Here is a 20,097-nt window from a genome sequence, read left to right on the forward strand (position 1 = left end):
GATTTCGTGGAGCGCCGCGCGGCCGGCCTGCGGGGGATCTTCCCTTCGCGCCGCGCGCGCTCTACGTCTCCGGTAGCTTCCTTGTCGCGCCGGCACCGCCATGATTCCCGTTTCCAGCTTCAACGACCGCACCGTCGCCGTGTTCGGGCTCGGCGGCTCCGGCCTCGCCACCGCGCAGGCGCTGATCGAAGGCGGCGCCCGGGTCGTCGCCGACGATGACGGCGCCGCCGGCCGCGCCAAGGCCGAGGCGGCGGGGCTCCCGCTCGGCGATCTGAAGACCGCGGACTGGCGCACATTTTCCGCGCTGGTTCTGTCGCCGGGCGTGCCGCTCACCCATCCGGAGCCGCATTGGACGGTGCGGAGGGCGCGGGAGGCCGGGATCGAGGTGATCGGCGACATCGAACTGTTCTGCCGCGAGCGCAGGGCGCACGCCCGCCACTCCCCGTTCGCCGCCATCACCGGCACCAACGGCAAGTCGACCACCACGGCCCTCCTCGCGCATCTGCTGCGCAAGGGCGGGCGCGACGTCCAGATGGGCGGCAATATCGGCATCCCCATCCTCGCGCTCGCGCCGCCGGCCGGCCGGCGGGTGCATGTGGTGGAATGCTCCTCCTACCAGATCGACCTCGCCCCGAGCCTCGATCCCTCGGTCGGAATCCATCTCAACCTGACGCCCGACCATCTCGACCGCCACGGCACGATCGAGGCCTATGCCGCGATCAAGGAGCAGCTCATCGCCGGCGTCGAGCGCGGCGGCAGCGCGGTGATCGGGGTGGACGACGCCTTTTCGGTCGCGATCGCCGACCGGGCGGAGCGGGCCGGGACCCATGTCGTGCGGATCTCGGTGACCCGTCCGCTCGCCGACGGCGTCTGGCGCGACGGCACCGACCTCGTGGTAAGCGCGGCGGGGGCCGAGAGCTTCCGGCTTCCGCTCGCCGGCATCGCGTCGCTGCGCGGCGTCCACAACGCCCAGAACGCGGCGGCGGCCTTCGCGGCGGCGCGCGCGCTCGGCCTCGCGCCGGAGGTGATCCTGGTCGCGCTGCGCAGCTTTCCGGGGCTCGCCCACCGCATGGAGGAGGTCGGCCGCAAGGACGGCGTGCTGTTCGTCAATGACAGCAAGGCGACCAATGCCGATGCCGCGGAGCGCGCGCTGTCATCCTTCGACGACGTGTTCTGGATCGCCGGGGGCAAGGCGAAGGCCGGCGGCATCGCCCCGCTGGCGCCGCTCTTCCCCAGGATCCGCAAGGCCTATCTGATCGGCGAGGCGGCGCCGGACTTCGCCCGCACCCTCGCGGACGTGCCGCACGATTTGTCCGGGACGCTGGAGGCCGCGCTCGCCGCCGCCGCGCGGGACGCCGCCGCGGCGGGGCGCGCGCAGGCCGTGGTGCTGCTCTCGCCGGCCTGCGCCTCGTTCGATCAGTTCGCCAATTTCGAGGCGCGGGGCGACGCCTTCCGCGCCCTCGTGCGGGCGCTGCCGGGCATCGGCTGAGCGCCCGTCACCGCCTCACGGGACGAGCTTCTGATAGGTGTTCTTCAGTTCGTCCTGGATCACCGTCGCCTTGCCCTCCGCCTTCAGCAGCAGGGTATCGGCCGGCGTGACGGCCGAATAGGTCCAGCCCGCGGGCGGCTTCAGCCGTTCGCCGAGCTTGGGCAGATCGGCATAGGACAAGGTCGGGTCGACGATCTGCGCATAGGCCTGCATCACATAGACCGTCCCGTCGGGCGCCTTGAGCTGGAAGGTCGGCTTGCCGGCATCGAACTGGTAGACCGTCTCGCGGTCGATCGTGTGCTCGGAATAGGGCTTTTCCTGCAGTTCGAAAAGCGAGAGCTTGACCTCCGCCCGGCTCTCGAAGGTGATGCCGTTCAGCGTCAGGAGTTCGCCCTTGGCGGTTGCGCCCTTCGGGATGATGCGGTCCATGAGGAAATGGCGCGGCCCGTTCATGATCACGGTGACGGCGCCGAACTGCTTGCGCAAGGCGGGTTCCGACAGTCCCGCCCAGGCCGCCTGCGGGCAGTCATTGTGGCCGATCGTGCTGTAGACGGTCGCCTCGAGCCCGCGCAGCGAGAGAAGGATGGGCAGGATCTCGCAATAGCGGGCATCCCGCAGCTCCGGGCGCGGCGCGGAGGCCGCCTGCACGGCCGCCGCCTGCACGGCCGCCGCCGGCGCGGGTGGCGCGGCGGGCGTCTGCGGCGCTGCCGTTTGTGGTGCGGATGCTTGCGGTGCGGGCGTTTGCGCGAGCGCGCTCAGGGCCGATGCAGCCAGAGCGATCCCGCCGAAGAGCCAAGCTTTCATATCCCCTCCTCCGGCACGCCGGCCACAGCGCAGCGTGAACGTATCGGTTCGGGCGGACATTATGAGCGCGACGCGATCCACGGAAGGGGCGCGCGCCTCGCGGCCAAAAAACGCCAGGCGCGGCGCAGGGGCGCACCGGAACTCCATGCAGATCCTGCAGATCGATCGCGAGGGTGTCGCCCTCGACCCTTGGATATGGGGCGGTTTGGGAGCGCGAGACGGTGGGTGGGCCCCGATTCGGGGTGGGCCGGCCCGGTGACGCACGGGCGGCAAAAGCCTTGTTCCCGCCGCCCGGGCATGGCACCTCCTCCCGGTCCGAAACGGGAGCCGGCCTATGGTGCAGGAAGAGAACACCGCCTTCGTGGCGCCGCAGCGGGTCGCGGGGCTCGCCGAGCTGGCGGAGGGCTACGACCTCATCCTGTGCGACGTCTGGGGCGTGGTGCATAACGGCCTGACCGCCTTTCCCGCCGCCTGCGACGCGCTGAGCCGCGCCCGCGCAGGCGGGGCGAGCGTCATCCTGGTGTCGAATGCGCCGCGGCCTTCGGGCTTCATCGTCACCATGCTGGACCGGCTGGGCGTGCCGCGCGGCGCCTATGACCGGATCGTCACGTCGGGCGACGTGACCCGGTCGGTGCTCGCCGCCCGCCCCGGCGTGCAGATTTTCCACCTCGGCCCGCCGCGCGACATCGGCACGTTCGACGGGCTCGACCTCGTCGTCGGGCCGCTGAGTGCGGCCGAACTCGTGGTCTGCACCGGCCTGTTCGACGATGAGACCGAGACGCCGCTCGATTATGCCGAGCGGCTCGCCGACATGCACGCGCGCGATCTCACTTTCGTCTGCGCCAATCCCGATCTGGTGGTGGAGCGCGGCGCCAAGCTGGTCTATTGCGCCGGGGCGATCGCCAAACTCTATGACGAAATGGGTGGCCGGACGCATTATTGCGGCAAGCCGCACCGCCCGATCTACGAAACCGCTCTGGCGGAGGCCGCCGCGGTGCGCGGCGGTCCGGTGGGCGAAGGCCGGGTGCTGTGCATCGGCGATGCCCTGCGGACCGACATTATCGGCGCCACCGCCGCCGGCTTCGACAGCCTGTTCATCGCCTCCGGCATCCATGCCGAGGAGCTGAACGCCCAGGAGGGCGCCGAGCCGAGCCTCGAGGCGCTCGCCAACCTGTTTTCCGGCCATGCCCACCCGCGCGGCGTGATGCCGCGTCTCGCCTGGTGAGCGCCGGCGCGGGCGCGCGCCGCTTGACGCTTGCGGAGGCCTGCGCGAAGGGTGGCGTCGCCCGCCCCTCTCCGGCCCGATCTGCCGATGTCCTGTTCCGTCGATCCGCCTGATTTCCCCATCGTCGCGGGCCTCGCGCCCCTGCCGCCGGCTCTGCTGCGGCCGGTTTTGGCGATCGGCAATTTCGACGGGGTGCATCGCGGTCATCTCGCGGTGATCGAGGCGGCGCGCCGGATGGCGCGCGATCTCGGCCGGCCGGCGGCGGCGCTGACCTTCGAGCCGCACCCGCGCAGCTTCTTCCAGCCCGACCGCACCCTGTTCCGCCTCACGCCCGGCCCGCGCAAGCTGGTGCATCTGGCCCGCGCCGGCCTCGACGGCGCCATCGTGCTGCCGTTCGACGCCGCCTTGGCGGCGATCACGGCGGAGGATTTCCTCTCCGACATCCTGATCGACCATCTCGGTGTCACCGGCATCGTCGTCGGCTTCGACTTTCACTTCGGCCGCGGCCGTGCGGGATCCCCGGCTTTCCTCGCCGCGGAGGGGGCGCGGCTCGGCTTCCCGGTGGCGGTGGTGGAGCCGATGCGGGACGAGGGGGATCCGATCTCCTCGACGGCGATTCGCAACGCGCTCGCCGCCGGCCAGGTCGGCCATGCCGCGCACATGCTGGGCCGGGCCTGGTCGGTGGACGGAACGGTCGTTCACGGCGAGAAGCGCGGTCGTCTCCTCGGCTATCCCACCGCCAATATCGTGCTGCCGCCGGGCACCGAACTCGCCTTCGGCATCTATGCCGTGCGGGTCCATTTCGACGGCGCGGCCCATGACGGGGTCGCGAGCTATGGCCGGCGCCCGACCTTCGACAACGGCGCCGCCCTGCTCGAAGTCCATCTGTTCGATTTTTCCGGCGATCTCTATGGCCGGACGCTGGAAGTCGCGTTCCACGCTTATTTGCGGCCGGAATTGAAGTTCGACAGCGTCGACGCGCTCATCGTCCAGATGGACGCGGATTCCGCCGCCGCCCGGGAGATTCTCGCACAGCCGGAGCGGTTTTCCGGCTGAGCACGCGCCGATCGGCTCGCATCGCAAGTCGATCGGAAAACGCGTTCTCCAACATATCATTAGAGACGGATTTACCGATCCGGTTGGTTCAACCTGATCGGATCAGGCCCCGAGCGCGGGCAGGCGGCGGAATTAGGCTGCTCTTAACCGAGATGCGGCATCGTCGGCGCGATCCTGACAGAGAGACGATGCCCGCGCCCGCTGCCGATTCCCCCGCCGAAGACCGCCGCTCCCCCTTCGTGCGCCTCGCGGCGCTGCTCGCAGGGACGGAGCCGGGCCGGCCGGCGCTGAGCGCCGCCGTGGGCGAGCCGCAGCACGCCATGCCGGATTTCGTGCCGGACGTGCTGGCCGGGGCCGTGGGCGGGTTCGCCCGCTATCCCCGTGCCGAAGGCCTGCCCGCCTATCGCCAGGCGGTCGCCGGCTGGCTCGACCGGCGCTACGCCCTGCCGCGCCCGCTCGATCCCGAGCGGGAAATCCTGGTGCTGAACGGGTCGCGCGAGGGCCTCGTCTCCGCCGCGGCGATCGCGCGGCGCCTCGCGCCCGAGCGCGCCGGGCCGCCCGTCATGCTGCTGCCCAATCCCTTCTACGCCGCTTATGCCGCCGGTGCAGAGCTGGCGGGGTGCGAGGCGGTGGTGATGCCGACCACCCGCGCCAGCGGGTGGCTGCCCGACCTCGACGCCCTCGACCCGGCGCTGCTGGCGCGCACCGTCGCGGTGTTCATCGCCTCGCCCGCCAATCCGCAGGGCGCGATCGCCTCGCGCGCCTATCTCGCGCGGCTGGTGGCGCTCACCCGCGCGCATGGCGCGCTGCTGTTTTCCGACGAGTGCTATTCGGAAATCTATCTCGGCGATGCGCCGCCGGCCGGGATTCTGGAAGCCTGCGGTGGCGATTATTCCGGCGTGGTGGCGTTCAATTCGCTGTCCAAGCGCTCCTCTCTGCCGGGCCTGCGCTGCGGCTTCTGCGCCGGGGATGCCGATTTCTTGAAGGCGTTCCTCGCCTTTCGCTGGGTCGCCTCGCCCCAGGTTCCCGAGCCGCTCCAGGCGGTGGGCATCGCGGCCTATGCCGACGAGGTCCATGTCGCGGCCTCGCTCGCGCTCTATCGCGAAAAGTTCGACCTCGCCGACAGGGTGCTGGCCGGGCGGTTCGGCTATGAGCGGCCGGCCGGCGGCTTCTTCCTCTGGCTCGACGTCGGCGCGGCCGGCGGCGGGGAGGCGGCGGCGCTGCGGCTATGGGCCGAGCAGGGCCTGCGCGTCGTCCCCGGCGGCTATCTCGCGCGCCGCGATGCGACCGGCCAGAATCCCGGCGCGCCTTATATCCGCGTGGCCCTGGTTCACGATCTCGAAACCTGCCGGGAGGTGCTGGACCGCCTCCTCGCCGGGCTGAGCTGAAGGAGACGCGCCGATGCCCGCCGCCCGCCGCCGCCCCGCATCGCCCCTCGCGCTCCGGCCGCCGGGCTTCGGCATGGACTTTCTGCCGGAGAGCGCCCGCCGGGCCTTGCGCCGCCGCTCCAGCCAGATCGCCGGCACGGCGCTGCTCGGCTTCAGCCTGTTCTGCCTTGCCGCCATGGTCACCTGGTCGGCGACCGATCCGAGCCTGTCCAATGCCAGCCAGGCGGAGGTGAACAACCTGCTCGGCCGGCCCGGCGCCATCGTCGCCGATCTGCTGATGCAATTGCTCGGGCTCGGATCGCTGGCTCTGCTCCTGTCGCTGGCCTTCTGGGGCTGGCGGCTGCTGACCGCGCGCCCGTTGCGCCGCGAGCGGCTGCGGGCGGGGGCGCTCGCGGTCGGGGTGCTCGGGATCTGTGCCTTTCTCGGCGCGCTGCCGGCGCTTCCGGCCTGGCCGATCCCGGCGGGTCTCGGCGGGGCGATCGGCGATCTCTTCCTGCGCATTGCCGGACTGGTGCGCGGCGGCGAGGTGCGCACCCTCGATGCCGTGGCGATCGGGGCGGCGGGCTTTCTCTTCGGCCTTGCCGGCCTCTATTTCGGGATCAGCCGCCCGGCGGCGGGCGCGGCCCGGGCCGAGGCCGAGACCGATCCCGACGCGGACGAAGATTTCGATGCCGAGGATGCGCGCGACCGCCGCGCCATTTCGCTCGGCGCGCTGACCCATACGCTGCTCTCGGCCAAAGCGCGCCTGTTCCCGCGCCGCGACCGGCGCGCGGCGGAGCCCGGCCTCGCGCGGCGCGCGATGAGCGGCCTGTTCGCCGCGCCTCCGCCCCCGGTTTCGCCCCAGGGGCGGGTCGAGCCGCGCCTCGGCGGGGCCTTCGCGCCGCAGGTGCCGGAGCGCGGCGTCATCGCCGCCGATCCAATTCCGCTCTACGAAGAGGAGGAGCGCGCCTTCGCCGCTGCGCCGCCGCCGCCTGCGCCGCCCCGCAAAGCGTCCCCCGCGAGCCGCATGGCCCGGTCCGACGAGCCGCCGCCGCGCGGCCGCCCGGGCGTCTACCAGCATCCCGACCTCGCTTTGCTCGCCCCGCCGCCGCCCGCCAAGGCTCCCGCGATGAGCCCGGAGGCACTGAACGAAACGGCGCGCCTTCTGGAGGGCACGCTCGACGATTTCGGCGTGCGCGGCGAAATCATCCAGGTGCGGCCCGGCCCGGTCGTCACCCTCTACGAGCTGGAGCCGGCGCCGGGCATCAAATCCTCCCGCGTGATCGGTCTCGCCGACGACATCGCCCGCTCGATGAGCGCGATCTCGGCGCGCGTCGCGGTGGTCCCGGGGCGCAACGCGATCGGCATCGAACTGCCCAATGCCAAGCGCGAGAAGGTGTTGCTGCGCGAACTCCTCGCCACTTCGGACTTTTCCGAAAGCGGCCACAAGCTGGCGATCGCGCTCGGCAAGACGATCGGCGGCGAGCCGGTGATCGTCGACCTCGCGCGCATGCCGCATCTGCTGGTCGCCGGCACCACCGGGTCCGGCAAGTCGGTCGCCATCAACACCATGATCCTGTCGCTGCTCTACCGGCTGAAGCCGGAGCAGTGCCGGCTCATCATGGTCGATCCCAAGATGCTGGAACTCTCCGTCTATGACGGCATTCCCCATCTGCTCGCCCCGGTCGTGACCGACCCGAAGAAGGCGGTGGTCGCGCTCAAATGGGCGGTGCGCGAGATGGAGGACCGCTACAAGAAGATGTCGAAGCTCGGGGTGCGCAACATCGACGGCTTCAATGCCCGCATCGTCGACGCGGAGAAGAAGGGCGAGAGCATCGCCCGCACCGTGCAGACCGGCTTCGACCACGAGACCGGCGAGGCGATCTACGAGCGCGAGGAGATGGATCTCTCGCCGCTGCCGTACATCGTCGTCATCGTCGACGAGATGGCCGATCTCATGCTCACCGCGGGCAAGGACATCGAGGGCGCGATCCAGCGCCTTGCTCAGATGGCCCGCGCCGCCGGTATCCACCTCGTCATGGCGACCCAGCGCCCCTCGGTGGACGTGATCACCGGCACCATCAAGGCGAATTTCCCGACCCGCGTGTCGTTCCAGGTGACCTCCAAGATCGACAGCCGCACCATTCTCGGCGAGATGGGCGCCGAGCAGCTGCTCGGCCAAGGCGACATGCTCTACATGGCGGGCGGCGGGCGGATCAGCCGCGTCCACGGCCCGTTCGTGTCCGACGACGAGGTCGAGCGCATCGTGCGGCACCTCAAGACCCAGGGTGCGCCGTCTTATGTCGAGGCGGTGACCGCCGATCTCGACGAGGGCAGCGCGGAGGACGAGGATCAGGCGGTGTTCGACAAAGGCAGTTTCGGGGAGGAGGGGCAGGACCTCTATTCCCAGGCGCTGGCCGTGGTCGTGCGCGACAAGAAGTGCTCGACCTCCTACATCCAGCGCCGACTTCAGATCGGCTACAACCGCGCCGCCTCGCTGGTGGAGCGGATGGAGCGCGAGGGCCTGGTCGGCGCCCCCAACCATGCGGGCAAGCGGGAGATCCTGATGCCCGAAGCGGCGGCCGAGTGAGGCGGGGCCACAGGTTCGCCATAGGCGCGGCTTAGGAGGGATCGGTGACCGTGACACGCTTGTCCCGCCTGGAAGACCGCACCATGACCGCGCGCGCCGCCGCATCGCTCGTCTTCGCCGTCCTCGCGGCCGCCGCGTCGGCGGGATCCGCCGGCGCGCAGGGCGTCCTGCTGCCGCCCGGCGAGGTCCTGCGGCCGCGCGCCGACATTCCCGGCGCGGCGCAGCCGACCCTGTCCCAGATGTTTTCGCCGCAGGTGATCTTCCTGCCGCCGTCTTCCGCGTCGCCGCCGGCGTCGCGCCCCGCCGCCCCGGCGCAACCGGCCGCGTCACAGCCGGCCACGATCCAGCCGGTCGCGCTGCAGGCCGCGCCGGCCGCCTCCGTCCCGGCGGAGACCCGCGCCGCACCCCCCGTCATCGCCGCGCCGCCGATCCCGATGCCGGCCCCCCGGCCGGCCAGCGCCAATGCGGCTCCGGCCCAGACCCTGCCGCCGCCGACCCAACTCGCTGCGAGCCCGGCGCTGCCGGCGACCGTCGCGGCGCCGCAGCGCGACCAGAACCGGGCCGCGGGCGACACGTTGCAGAGGGTCTCGGACTATTGGAACCGGGTGCAGATGCTCTCGGGCACATTCGTGCAGGTCGATCCGGACGGCTCGCGCAAGACCGGCGATTTCTACATGCAGAAGCCGGGCCGCGTGCGGTTCGAATACGATGCCCCGGTGCCGCTCGAGCTGATCTCCAACGGCCAGTCGGTGGCGGTGCGCGACCGCAACCTCAACACCCAGGACATCACGCCTCTGTCCCAGACGCCGCTGCGCTTCCTGCTCGCCGAGCGCACCGACCTCGCGCGCGACCCGCACGTCGTGGGCGCCTATCAGGACAATCTCTATGTCACGGTGGTGATGGAGGAGAAGGTGCCGATGTTGGGCACCTATAAGCTCATGCTGCTGTTCGACGCCAAGGATTACACGCTGCGCCAGTGGATCGTCACCGATCCGCAGGGCTACGACACCTCGGTGGCGATCTCGAACCTCAATTATTCCGCCCGCCCCGACCCGAAGCTGTTCGTGATCAATTTCGAGCGCATGCTGCAATGACGCCCCGGCGGGCCTGATTGCAAATTGAACCACAGATGATATTCGACTCTCGAACGCGCCGCGGAGCGCGCCGGGAGGAGCCATGGCCGAGTATCCGGTAACGATCCCCTCCGACGGCCTCGACCTGTCGGGCGTGGTCAGCGTCCCCGACGACCTGGCGGAGGGCGCGCCGCGCGGCGCCTTCCTGGTCCTGCACGGTTTCGGCAGCACCAAGGAATCCGGCAATGTGATGGGACCGGCCCGGCTCCTCAATGCGCTCGGCTATGTCACGCTGCGCTTCGACATGCGCGGCTGCGGCACCAGCGGCGGCGAGCGCGGCCGGGTGATCTGCCTCGAACAGGTCGCCGACACCTCCAACGCCTTGACCTTTCTCGCGGGCCAGACGGGCGTCGATCCCGCCCGCATCGCGGTGGTCGGCACGAGCTTCGGCGGCGCGGTGGCCTGCTATGCCGGGGGCGTCGACCCGCGCATCGCGGCGGTGATCTCGAACGGCGGCTGGGGCAATGGCGCGCGCAAGTTCCGCGGCCAGCACGCGACGCCCGAGGCCTGGGCGCGGTTCCAGAAGATCCTTGCGGACGGGCCGAAATACCGCGCCGCCCATGGCCGGTCGCTGATGGTGGCGCGGGAGGATATCGTGCCCGTGCCGACCCATTTGAAGGACACGATGGCGCAGCAGCAGGTGAAGCTCTGGCCGGCCAATGCGCTCCAGGAATTCCCTGCCGAGACCGTGCAGAGCATGTTCGATTTCACCGCCGACGACGTGGTCGGGCAGATCGCGCCGCGCCCGCTCCTCCTGCTGCACAGCGCGTCGGATTCGGTGACGCCGACCGAGCAGTCGATCGCGCTGTTCCAGCACGCCCGCCAGCCGACCGAACTGCATCTGTTCAGCGATGCCGACCATTGGATGTTCGCCGAAGACAATCCGCGCGTCTGGGGCGCGATCCGGGCCTGGCTCGCGCGGTATTTTCCGGTGACCGCCCAATAATCGGACGTTATCCGCCGGTGACGTCGCGGGCGCGGGCGATCAGCCTGTCCATCAGGCCGGACAGGGTGGCAAGCTCTTCGGCGGAGAGCGCCGACCCGAGCGCCGCATAATCGTGCGCCGCGCCGGGCCAGGCGGCGGCGTGCAGCGCGGCGCCCGCCTCGGTCGCGGTGAGGGGAATGCGCCGCCCGCCATGCGGGTCGGTCCCGCCGGCGATCAGGCCGCGCCCGGTCAGCTCCCTGACGCCGCGATTGACCGCCATCTTCTCGAAGCCCCACAGGGCGGTGATCTCGTGCGCGGAGAGACCCGGGGCGTGGACCAGGGTGAGCAGCACCCGCCAGGCGACCAGAGACAGGCCGGAATGCAGGCTCGGATCGGCCTGGACGCGTCGCACCATCAGAGACGAGAGGACATGGATTCGCCAGAGCAGGGAAAGCTCGGTGCGCATCGCCGCCTCGGCGGCATCGAGGCGCGCCTGCGTCCGGGCCTGGGCGTCGGCGCGACGGCTGCGGCGCGGCGGGGAGGAAACCATGATCCGGGCGACTCCCTGCGGAACGACACCGGTCCGTCATAGAGCCATCCCGGGCCCGCCGGAAGGCGGCGGCGCCGGCCGCGCGGGGCCGACCATTTGGTATCGCGCGTGGCGAGCAGCCGGGCCTTCTCCGCAATGTCGGTCTCGAGATGCGCAGCGAAGGCGGCGCCGGGACGATACAGCGCTTTGGCGCATTCCAGCAGCGTGAGATGCGGGATCGATCCGCGCCCGGCATGGCCCCAGCGGAAAGGGGGCGGAGGCGGCGGCTTGATTAATTATCAAATGTTACTTAATTGACCGAGTGCCTCAGCGGGGGAGAGGGTCGTTGCGTTCCATGATCGAGATCCAGCGCCTGGCCTATGCCGCATTCGACACCCCGGATCCGGATCAGCTCGCCGCCTATTACGTGCAGGTGGTCGGTCTTTTCGAGGTCGCGCGCAGCGCCGGCACGATCCATCTCGCGAGCCCGGCCGGCGAAACCTGCGTCGTCCTCGCCACGGGCTCGCAGACCGCCTGCCGTGCGCTCGGCTTTCAAATCGCGGCGGGGGAGGGCCTCGCCGGCGTCGCGCATCGGCTGGAGGGGCACGGCATCGCCGCGCAGATCCGCCGTGATCCCCAGCCCGGCATCCCCGAGGCGCTCACCTTTCTCGATTGCAACGGCACCCGCCTCGAGCTGTTCGCCGCCGCTCCGTCCCGCGCCGGTGTCGCACCCAGCCCGGCGATCGCGCCGCTGAAGCTCGGTCACATCGCTTTCTTCGTCGCCGACATCCAGGCGGCGGTCGCCTTCTATCGCGACATATTGGGCTTCCGTGTCGCCGATTGGATGGAGGATTTCTTCGTTTTCCTGCGCTGCGGGCCGGACCACCACACCTGCAACTTCATCGCCTCGCCCCGCCGCGGCATGCACCATCTCGCCTTCGAGCTGCGGGACTGGGCACATGTCCAGTCGGCCTGCGACTGGCTGTCCCGCAGCGGCTACAAGCTCACCTGGGGGCCGGGCCGCCACGGCATCGGCCACAACATCTTCACCTATCACCGCAACCCGCAGGGGCAGATCATCGAGCTGTTCACGGAACTCGATACGATGTCCAACGAGGCGCTGGGCTATTATGATCCGCGCCCGTGGCACCGAGACCGCCCGCAGCGCCCCAAGGTTTGGAGCGTGGAGAACGCGGTCAATCTCTGGGGCGACGGGCCGCCGCCGGGTCATCGGGACTGATCGGCATCGGTCATCCGCGTCCCGGCGGGCGCACCGCTCGGGTGTGGCGTGCCGCCTGGGGCCGAAACGAACAGTGTCCCGCAAGCGGAGGCCAGACGTCCCATGACCGACACCCCGTCCCCGGCGAAGGGGGGTGCGCCTTTGCGCGATCCCGCGCACCTGCACGCTCTCGTGGTCCGCATCTTCACACGCCTCGGATCGAGCGCCGCCGACGCCGCGACCTTGGCCGACATGCTGATCTGGTCGCATCTCACCGGCCGGGACGGCCATGGGGTGGTGCGCGTGCCCTGGTATGCCCAGATGGCGCGCAGCGGCGAGCTGGATCCGAAAGGACAGCTGACCGTGGAGCGCGAGCTGCCGGCGACGCTGCTTCTCGACGCCAATCGCGCCGCCGGCCCGATCGCCATGGTCGCCGCCACCGACCGCGCGGTGGCCCGCGCCCGCACCCAGGGCGGATGCTTCGCGATGGTCCGCCGCACCACCCATACCGGGGCGATCGGCTATTACGCGTTGCGCGCGGCGGAGGCGGGCCTCGCCGCGCTCGTCATCTGCTCCGGCAAGCCGATCATGGCCTATCACGGGGCCAAGGTGGCGAGCCTGCCCACGGGGCCGATCGCCATCGCGGTGCCGGGCGGGCCGAGCGGGCCGCTTTTGCTCGACATGGCGACCAGCATCGCCTCGTTCGGCCGGCTCCGTCAGCTCGCGGCGCGCGATGCCGAGATCCCGGAAGGCTGGGCGCTGGACAAAGACGGCCAGCCGACCACGCGGGCGCGGGACGGCGTCATCCCGCTTCCGCTCGGCGGCCCGAAGGGGTCGGGCCTCGCTCTGATGTTCGAGGCGCTGACCGGGATGCTCTCCGGCGCCCCGGTTCTGGTGCCGACGCTCGCCGATCCCGACGGGCCGGGCCGGGGCTCGAGCGCGCTGATCATGGTGATGGACCCCGCCGCCTTCGGCGCGCCGGAGGCGTTCGCGGACGAGGTCGAGGCACTGCGCGCCGCGATCAAGGCGCTGCCGCGCCAGGACGGGGTCGAGGACATCCTCCTGCCCGGCGAGCGCTCCAAGGCTTTGATGGCGACCCGGCTGCGCGAGGGCGTGCCGGTGCCCGACGCGCTGATGGCGGATCTCGCGGCGCTGGCGGGCTGAGGCCGGGGAAAGGGTCGGAAAGGGGCATGGCGGCCGTGTCCGGCCGCCATGCGGGGGGCGTCACATCAGCGTGTCGTGCGCGGCGGTCTCCGCCGCGACGGCGTGATCATGGGCGGCATGCGCCGCTTCCAGCGCGGCGGTCCATTCCGCGATCGCGCTGGCATCCTTGGCGGCGATGTTCGCCAAAGTCAGTTCCGAAAGCGCGACGTCGGTCAGCTTGTAGGTCTGGTTGTTGCCGTCGATCGTGATCACCGTCGAGCCGTTCACTTCGGCGATGGAGAAATTGTTCTTCGTCATCCAGCTGAAGTCGAGCGTGTCGAGGGCGGTGTCGAAATTGATCACCTTGTTGGTTCCCCAGGCCCAGGTGATGGCGAATTTGTCCGCCACGCCATTGCCGACATGCCCCTCTTCCGCCGCATCGTCATTGACGATCGTGCCGATCGCCGTCGGATCCGCGAGGGTCGCGCCCGAGGCGTTGGAGAGCGTGACGGTGAAGGTCTCGTTCCCCTCGACCACCGTGTCGCCGAGAATGTCGACATGGATCGTCTTCGAGGTCTCGCCGGCCGCGAAGGTGACCGTGCCGGTTGAGGCGGCATAGTCCGCGCCTGCGGTCGCGGTTCCATTCGCCGTCGCATAGGCGACCGTCACCGGCCCCGTCGCGGCCTTGTCCAATGTCACCACGAACATGAAGTGAACATGGTCGCCATTGCCCTCGGCGACGGACATGTCGGCGATGGAGAGCGCGGGCAAAGTCGGCGCGGCATCGTCGTTGACGATCGTGCCGATCGCCGTCGGATCCGCGAGGGTCGCGCCCGAGGCGTTGGAGAGGGTGACGGTGAAGGTCTCGTTCGCCTCGACGGCCGTGTCGCCGAGGATGTCGACATGGATCGTCTTCGAGGTCTCGCCGGCCGCGAAGGTGACCGTGCCGGTTGAGGCGGCATAGTCCGCGCCTGCGGTCGCGGTGCCGTTGGACGTGGCGTAGGCGACCGTCACCGGCCCCGTCGCAGCCTTGTCGAGCGTCACCACGAACATGAAGTGGACGTGGTCGCCATTGCCTTCCGTCACCGACATGTCGGCGATGGAGAGCGCCGGCAAAGTCGGCGCGGCGTCGTCATTGACGATCGTGCCGGTGGCGGTGGCGTCGGCGATGGTGGCGCCGGCGGCATTGGACAAGGTGACGGTCAGCGTCTCATTGCCCTCGGCGAGGGTGTCGCCGAGGATGTCGACATGGATCGTCTTCGAGGTCTCGCCGGCCGCGAAGGTGACCGTGCCGCTCCCCGCGACATAATCGGCGCCGGCGGTCGCCGTGCCGTTGGACGTGGCATAGCCGACCGTGACCGGTCCCGTCGCGGCCTTGTCCAAAGTCACCACGAACATGAAATGGACATGGTCGCCATGGCCTTCCGTCACCGACAGGTCGGCGATGGAGAGCGCCGGCAGCGCCCCGGCATCGTCGTCTCCGGTCACGCCGTCGGTCGCGCCGGACGCCCCCGCGACCGTGCCGCCGCCGGCGATCGGCAGGTTGAAGTCGACGATCTGGCTGTTGTCCGCCTGCCCCATGCCGATCTTGTTGGACAGGTCGTCCTCGCGGACCTGGGTGAAGGTGAATTCGAAGTTCGCCCCCGAGAGCTCGGCCCGCGTGACGCCGAGCAGAATCAGCTTCTGCCCCGTGCTGAGGTCGGAGATGACCACGCCCTCGGCGCTGTCGGCCATCGTGAGATTTTCACGGCTGCCGTAGAATTTGAAGCTGACCACGTCGGTCGCGGGGTCGAAGGCCACCCGGTCGACCTGCCCGACCTCGTGGGAGCGCATATAGACGGTGTCGTCCGCGAGAACCGGGCCGTTCTCCCAGGCGAGGGCGCCGCTCAGCGCCTCGCGCAGATGGTTGTTGTCGATATAGTCGAAATTCTCGACCGTCAGATCGGCGAGCCGCACGCCCTGCACGATGATCGTCTCGCCGCTCCAGGGACTCATGAAGCCGAAGCCCTGGGGCGTGTCGATGATGATGAAGGAGTGGATATTGGCGTTGCCGAGGTCGATCCGGTCGACCGCCGGGTCGAAGCCGACAATGTCGGCGCCGCTCACCGAATTGATGAGATAGACGGTGCCCGTTCCGGTTCCGGGATCCTCGTCCGCATCGTCGTCGGTGATCCGGCCGATCGCCGTGCCGTCGGCGATGCTCGCGCCGACCGCGTTCGACAGCGTCAAGGTGAAGGTCTCGTCGGTCTCGGCGGTGGTGTCGCCGGAGACCGCCACATGGACCATTTTCGAGGTCTCGCCGGCCGCGAAGGTCAGCGTCCCCGTGAGCGCGGCATAGTCCGACCCGGCGGACGCGGTGCCGTTGGCGGTGGTGTACGTCACCGTCACCGGCCCGGTCGCGGGCTTGTCCAGGGTGACGATGAACATCATCTCGGCCGTGCCCGCATCGCCTTCGCGCATCGTCACGTCGGCGACCGAGAGCGCCGGCGGGGTCGCCGCCGTGTCGTCGTCGGTGATCGTGCCGATGCCGGTCGCGTCCGCGATCGTCGCGCCGGAGGCCCCCGAGAGCGTGACGGTGAAGGTCTCGTTGCCCTCCACCAGGCTGTCGCCGCTGATCTCGACATGGACCGGCTTGGAGGTCTCCCCGGCCGCGAAGGTGATCGTGCCGCTGGTGGCGACATAATCCGCACCGGCGGTCGCGGTCCCGTTCCCGGTGGAATACGCCACCGTCACCGGCCCGGTCGCGGGCTTGTCGAGCGTGACCGTGAAGGTGACATGGACGTGCTCGCCATTGCCCTCGCTCACCGCGACGTCGGCGATCGACAATGCGGGCAGCGCGGGGGCCGCGTCGTCATTGGTGAGGGTGCCCGTCGCGGTGCCGTCGGCGATGGTCGCCCCGCTCGCATTGGTGAGGCTGACCGTGAAGGTCTCGCTGCTCTCGACGACCGTGTCGCCGGTGACGGTGACCTGGATCGTCTTCGACGTCTCGCCGGCGGCGAAGGTCAGCGTGCCGCTCGCGGCGACGAAATCGCTGCCGGCCGTGGCGGTGCCGCTCGCGGTGGAATAGCCCACCGTGACCGGCCCGGCCGCGGCGGCCGACAGCGTCACGGTGAAATTGATCAGCTTGGTGCCGGAATTGCCCTCCGTGACCGCGGCGTCGGCGATCGAGAGGCTGGGTGTCGCCGGCCCGGCTGTGTCGAAGGCGGCATCCCATTCGGCGATCGCGCTGCTGTCCTTGGCGCGGATATTGGCCATGGACAGTTCGGAGAGCGCGACGCCGTCGAGCTTGTAGGTCTGGTTGTTGCTGGCGATCGTGATGACCACCGAGCCGTTCACCTCCGCGATGGAGAAATTGTCGGCCTGGAACCAGCCGAAATCCAGGATGTCGAGGCCGGGATCGAAGGCGAGGACCGTGTTTGTGCCCCACTGCCAGGTGATGGTCGTGACGGTCGGCACGCCGTCTCCGCCGCCCTCACCGCCATCGCCGCCATCGTCTCCGCCGTCATCCCCGCCATCGTCGCCGCCGCCGGTCCCGCCGCCGTCGCTCTGCGTTCCGTCCCAGCCGGAATAATCGGAGACGATGCCGTCAGCGTTGAAATCGTCGCTCCACAATTCTTCGGCGAAGGCGAGCGTCTTGCCCGACTGGTGGGCGGCGATGAGGACGCTGACGTCGGGGGAATCATAGCCACCGAACTGCTGGATATATTTCAGGATCGAAGTGCCGTACTCGTCCGCCGAGGCCGTGCCCCGCGTGAGAAGATCGAGCGTGCCCCAGGCGCCGCGCAGATGGGCGGCGGCAAGAATGCCGGTGAGGGTGAGGGTCACCGTGACGGTCTGGCCGTTGGTGTCGGTATAGGTGCGCTCGGCGCCGATCAGCGCATCGAGGCTGGTGCCCCGGGCCTGGAGCCCGCTTTCGATGACGTTGAGATTGAAGCCGAAAGCATCGAGGATCAGGACTTCCTGGATGTCGGTCTTCAGTTCCGCGAAGCTGTCGAGGCCGTTCTTGCCGGTAAAGGTGCCGGTCCACTGGTTCCCGGTCGTGCCTTGATAATAGCCGAGATCGTTGAGCAGGGCCTCGCCGAACTGGTATCCGACAAAGCCGAGGGCATTGACGGACGTATATTGCATCTCCCGCCAGGTGATCTGGCCGGCTTGGTAGGCGTTCCAGTTCGCGTCTCCGACCCAGCCCCGGATCTGCCATTCGGTGATCTGGCCGGACAGATAGCGATCATAGTCGACCCCGGATTCGAACGCCCGCAACGCATTCAAGAAATCCGTAAAGCCCCCGTTCGACATCTGCAACTCCCGCTTGCACGCCGGCGCCGCGGCAATTTAATACCGCGCATCCAGCCGACGTACTCTTAGCTAAAGCTAGGCAAAGGTCCACTCAGGGGGAGCGAAAATATTTCTGCTCAACCAATTATCGAAGACGCAATATTTGACGGTCCCGGTTCGTATATTTCGGACATGGCTGCTGCGCCGCAAAAAGCGTCACAGTTCGCTGCATTTTCGATCAAATTCCCTTACGGGCTGTCGGTCGTTTCCACGGCGGATTTCGCCTTGCGGGACGCCTCGGAGGGTGCGATTCGGCTGGGACGGAACCAGCGATCACGTTCGCTCGATTTCATCCGACGGAGCGCTGGGCGTGCGCATCTGTCCCAGCGCCTCGCGCAGCCGGAGCGCCGCGGTTCGGCCGACCGGAACTGGCTCGGTCAGGCCGCTGAAGGTGAGCCGGACATCGTCGCGCGTGCGGGAATCGATGCGCCGCAGCCGCGCGCGGTTGATCATCAGGGAGCGGCCCAGCCGCAGGAAAGGCGGGCAGGGCAGCACGGTCTCGAAATGCCCGAGCGTGCGCCAGATCATCAGGGCGGGCTGGTCGGCGAGCAGGATGCGGGTGAAGTCGCCGTCCGCGCGCAGCGCGACGATGTCGCCCGGCGCGGCGAGGACCGTGCGATTCGGGGTGCGCAGCTCGATCAGCCCGGCCGCGTCGCGCGCGGGCGCCGCCGCCTGCAGCCGCTCGATCCGCGCCAGCGCTTCGGCGAGGCGCTCGGGGGCGACGGGCTTCAGGAGATAGTCGACCGCCTCCACCTTGAACGCCTCCACGGCATATTCGGCATAGGCCGTGACGAAAACGATCTTGGGCGGGGTTTCGAGCCCCGCGAGAAGGTCGAAGCCGTCGGCGCCGCCGAGCTCGATGTCGAGAAACACCGCGTCCGGCCGGGTCCGGGCGATCAGATCCAGCGCATCCGCGATGCCCTCGGCCTCGCCCGCGATCTGCACGCCGGCATGCGGGGCGAGCAGCCGGCGGATGGCGCGGCGCGCGAGCGGTTCGTCGTCGACGATCAGGACCCTGAGCATGGCGGCCCCTCCAGCACCAAAGTCGCCACCACGCGGTCCGCGTCCGCCGTCCCGCCGCGGCCCGAGGTTTCGCGCAGCGCGAAGCTGTGGCGGCCGGGATAATGCACGTCGAGACGCCGCCGGACATTCTGGAGACCGATGCCGCGCCCCCTGCGGCGGGTGACCGTGGCGTCCAGGCTGCCGGTATTGGCGATCTTCACGGTCAAAGCGTCGGCCACGACCGTGATCTCGACCTCGACCTCGAGCCCATGGGCGCGAGCGCCGTGCTTGACCGCGTTTTCCACCAGCGGCTGGAGCAGGAAATTGGCGATCGGCCGCCCGGCGGCCGCCGGGTCCAGGCGGAGCCGGGTGCGCAGCTTCTTGCCGAACCGCGCCTCCTGGATCCGCAGATAGGCGGCGAGCGAGGCCACCTCGGCCTCGATCGGGACCACCGGCCGGTCGATCCCCGCCAGGGAATGGCGGAGATAGTCGGTAAGGTCGCGCATCATGGCGAGCGCAGCCTTGGGGTGCTCCGGAATCTCCTCGGCCACCCCGTTCAGCGCGTTGAACAGGAAGTGCGGATCGAGCTGAAGCCGCAAATGCTGGATTTCGGTGCGCAGTGCCTCGGCCTCTGCGGCCAAGGCACGCCGGGTCTCGCTTTCCCGCTCGACCGTGGTGCAGATCCAGAAATAGCCGATGCTCCACGCCGAGAGGACGAAGGTGTAGTGGATGAGCGGGATGCCGACCTGTTCGAGTTGTCCCCATTGCGGGATCGACCAGCCGGTCAGGGAGCGGAATGCCGCGGCGATCGCGATCACGATCGCCGCGGCGGATCCGGACACAATGAAGATCGTCGCGACGGCATAGGCGGTGATCCGATTGTCGGGAATGAGCCGGGCATAGAGCCAGCGCAGAACGCCCGAGAGTGCGATCAGCACCGGATAGACCGCGATCGTCAGAAGCAGCGCGATGTCGATGTCGCGATAGGCGAGCTGCCGGTTCACCACGTCGATGATGCCGAACAGCGACCAGCCGATGATCTGCGCGCGCCAGAAGAGCGGCAAGGCGGACCAGCGCGCCACGACCTCTTCCTTCCAACGCATCAGCATTCGCCCGCCTCGGCTTGGGCGCGGCTGCGCCGGGCGAGAGCAAAGGCCATTCCGGGCCGGCCGGCAAGATGCCGGCGGGCAAGATGGTGGGGAGCCCGCCGCTGCGCACCGCGCCCGGCTCGCCGAATTTCCTGCCGTCTTCATCGAGTGCCGCGGGCGCTGGCGGTGCGC

Annotated in this window: 14 protein-coding genes; 9 read left to right on the top strand and 5 right to left on the bottom strand. The window is 69.5% G+C overall.

Going from position 1 to position 20,097, the window contains the following annotated elements; all coding sequences use genetic code 11:
* Positions 1 to 100: 100 nt before the first annotated feature.
* A complete protein-coding gene (gene murD / locus EDC64_RS04910; RefSeq protein WP_132030140.1) occupies positions 101 to 1,489 on the top strand; it encodes a UDP-N-acetylmuramoyl-L-alanine--D-glutamate ligase in 1,389 nt (462 codons plus the stop codon).
* A 15-nt stretch (positions 1,490 to 1,504) separates the two neighbouring features.
* On the opposite strand, the gene EDC64_RS04915 is transcribed toward murD, so the two are convergent.
* Positions 1,505 to 2,293 carry a hypothetical protein gene (locus EDC64_RS04915; RefSeq protein ID WP_132030141.1) on the bottom strand — a complete coding sequence of 263 codons (789 nt, stop codon included), beginning with the start codon at positions 2,291 to 2,293 and terminating at the stop codon, positions 1,505 to 1,507.
* 334 nt (positions 2,294 to 2,627) lie between these two features.
* Here EDC64_RS04915 and EDC64_RS04920 point away from each other — a divergent pair, with 334 nt between their 5' ends.
* The 6 genes from EDC64_RS04920 to EDC64_RS04945 all read left to right on the top strand — a co-directional run bounded on the left by EDC64_RS04920 (position 2,628) and on the right by EDC64_RS04945 (position 10,610).
* On the top strand, positions 2,628 to 3,518 hold the full coding sequence (locus tag EDC64_RS04920) for a TIGR01459 family HAD-type hydrolase (RefSeq protein WP_132030142.1): 891 nt from the start codon (positions 2,628 to 2,630) through the stop codon (positions 3,516 to 3,518).
* Positions 3,519 to 3,605: 87 nt separating this feature from the next.
* Positions 3,606 to 4,574: a bifunctional riboflavin kinase/FAD synthetase gene (locus tag EDC64_RS04925; protein WP_132030143.1), complete on the top strand. Its 969-nt coding sequence runs from the start codon at positions 3,606 to 3,608 to the stop codon at positions 4,572 to 4,574.
* Between the two features lie 188 nt (positions 4,575 to 4,762).
* Positions 4,763 to 5,962 carry an aminotransferase class I/II-fold pyridoxal phosphate-dependent enzyme gene (locus EDC64_RS04930; RefSeq protein ID WP_245504542.1) on the top strand — a complete coding sequence of 400 codons (1,200 nt, stop codon included), beginning with the start codon at positions 4,763 to 4,765 and terminating at the stop codon, positions 5,960 to 5,962.
* Between the two features lie 13 nt (positions 5,963 to 5,975).
* Positions 5,976 to 8,531: a DNA translocase FtsK gene (locus EDC64_RS04935; RefSeq protein ID WP_420808945.1), complete on the top strand. Its 2,556-nt coding sequence runs from the start codon at positions 5,976 to 5,978 to the stop codon at positions 8,529 to 8,531.
* 44 nt (positions 8,532 to 8,575) lie between these two features.
* Positions 8,576 to 9,625, top strand: coding sequence for a LolA family protein (locus EDC64_RS04940; RefSeq protein WP_245504543.1), 1,050 nt, complete (start codon positions 8,576 to 8,578; stop codon positions 9,623 to 9,625).
* 82 nt (positions 9,626 to 9,707) lie between these two features.
* Positions 9,708 to 10,610, top strand: a complete 903-nt coding sequence (locus tag EDC64_RS04945) for an alpha/beta hydrolase (RefSeq protein ID WP_132030145.1) — start codon at positions 9,708 to 9,710, stop codon at positions 10,608 to 10,610.
* Between the two features lie 7 nt (positions 10,611 to 10,617).
* On the opposite strand, the gene EDC64_RS04950 is transcribed toward EDC64_RS04945, so the two are convergent.
* Positions 10,618 to 11,139: a MarR family winged helix-turn-helix transcriptional regulator gene (locus tag EDC64_RS04950; protein WP_132030146.1), complete on the bottom strand. Its 522-nt coding sequence runs from the start codon at positions 11,137 to 11,139 to the stop codon at positions 10,618 to 10,620.
* A gap of 334 nt (positions 11,140 to 11,473) precedes the next feature.
* Between EDC64_RS04950 and EDC64_RS04955 the strand changes: the two genes are divergently transcribed.
* Together EDC64_RS04955 and EDC64_RS04960 are read left to right on the top strand one after the other, a co-directional pair.
* The gene (locus EDC64_RS04955; RefSeq protein WP_132030423.1) at positions 11,474 to 12,358 is read left to right on the top strand and encodes a VOC family protein; all 885 of its coding nucleotides are present in this window, start codon (positions 11,474 to 11,476) and stop codon (positions 12,356 to 12,358) included.
* Positions 12,359 to 12,460: 102 nt separating this feature from the next.
* On the top strand, positions 12,461 to 13,501 hold the full coding sequence (locus EDC64_RS04960; RefSeq protein ID WP_132030147.1) for an Ldh family oxidoreductase: 1,041 nt from the start codon (positions 12,461 to 12,463) through the stop codon (positions 13,499 to 13,501).
* A 60-nt stretch (positions 13,502 to 13,561) separates the two neighbouring features.
* On the opposite strand, the gene EDC64_RS04965 is transcribed toward EDC64_RS04960, so the two are convergent.
* The 3 genes from EDC64_RS04965 to EDC64_RS04975 form a co-directional block, all read right to left on the bottom strand.
* The gene (locus tag EDC64_RS04965; RefSeq protein ID WP_132030148.1) at positions 13,562 to 17,776 is read right to left on the bottom strand and encodes a Calx-beta domain-containing protein; all 4,215 of its coding nucleotides are present in this window, start codon (positions 17,774 to 17,776) and stop codon (positions 13,562 to 13,564) included.
* Between the two features lie 312 nt (positions 17,777 to 18,088).
* Positions 18,089 to 18,838 carry a LytR/AlgR family response regulator transcription factor gene (locus EDC64_RS04970; RefSeq protein ID WP_132030149.1) on the bottom strand — a complete coding sequence of 250 codons (750 nt, stop codon included), beginning with the start codon at positions 18,836 to 18,838 and terminating at the stop codon, positions 18,089 to 18,091.
* A complete protein-coding gene (locus tag EDC64_RS04975) occupies positions 18,823 to 19,926 on the bottom strand; it encodes a sensor histidine kinase (RefSeq protein ID WP_132030150.1) in 1,104 nt (367 codons plus the stop codon). Before EDC64_RS04975 ends, EDC64_RS04970 begins: the two co-directional genes overlap by 16 nt.
* Positions 19,927 to 20,097 lie beyond the last annotated feature (171 nt).

The organism is Aquabacter spiritensis, from assembly GCF_004346185.1.
Classification (GTDB): domain Bacteria; phylum Pseudomonadota; class Alphaproteobacteria; order Rhizobiales; family Xanthobacteraceae; genus Aquabacter; species Aquabacter spiritensis.

What these genes read in the sequence shown, in the direction of transcription:
- EDC64_RS04920 (WP_132030142.1), top strand. Translation starts at nt 2,628, where the DNA reads ATGGTGCAGGAAGAGAACACCGCCTTCGTGGCGCCGCAGCGGGTCGCG.
- EDC64_RS04915 (WP_132030141.1), bottom strand. Translation starts at nt 2,293, where the DNA reads ATGAAAGCTTGGCTCTTCGGCGGGATCGCTCTGGCTGCATCGGCCCTG.
- EDC64_RS04950 (WP_132030146.1), bottom strand. Translation starts at nt 11,139, where the DNA reads ATGGTTTCCTCCCCGCCGCGCCGCAGCCGTCGCGCCGACGCCCAGGCC.
- EDC64_RS04935 (WP_420808945.1), top strand. Translation starts at nt 5,976, where the DNA reads ATGCCCGCCGCCCGCCGCCGCCCCGCATCGCCCCTCGCGCTCCGGCCG.
- EDC64_RS04960 (WP_132030147.1), top strand. Translation starts at nt 12,461, where the DNA reads ATGACCGACACCCCGTCCCCGGCGAAGGGGGGTGCGCCTTTGCGCGAT.
- EDC64_RS04975 (WP_132030150.1), bottom strand. Translation starts at nt 19,926, where the DNA reads ATGCTGATGCGTTGGAAGGAAGAGGTCGTGGCGCGCTGGTCCGCCTTG.
- EDC64_RS04965 (WP_132030148.1), bottom strand. Translation starts at nt 17,776, where the DNA reads ATGTCGAACGGGGGCTTTACGGATTTCTTGAATGCGTTGCGGGCGTTC.
- murD (WP_132030140.1), top strand. Translation starts at nt 101, where the DNA reads ATGATTCCCGTTTCCAGCTTCAACGACCGCACCGTCGCCGTGTTCGGG.
- EDC64_RS04955 (WP_132030423.1), top strand. Translation starts at nt 11,474, where the DNA reads ATGATCGAGATCCAGCGCCTGGCCTATGCCGCATTCGACACCCCGGAT.
- EDC64_RS04945 (WP_132030145.1), top strand. Translation starts at nt 9,708, where the DNA reads ATGGCCGAGTATCCGGTAACGATCCCCTCCGACGGCCTCGACCTGTCG.
- EDC64_RS04970 (WP_132030149.1), bottom strand. Translation starts at nt 18,838, where the DNA reads ATGCTCAGGGTCCTGATCGTCGACGACGAACCGCTCGCGCGCCGCGCC.
- EDC64_RS04930 (WP_245504542.1), top strand. Translation starts at nt 4,763, where the DNA reads ATGCCCGCGCCCGCTGCCGATTCCCCCGCCGAAGACCGCCGCTCCCCC.
- EDC64_RS04925 (WP_132030143.1), top strand. Translation starts at nt 3,606, where the DNA reads ATGTCCTGTTCCGTCGATCCGCCTGATTTCCCCATCGTCGCGGGCCTC.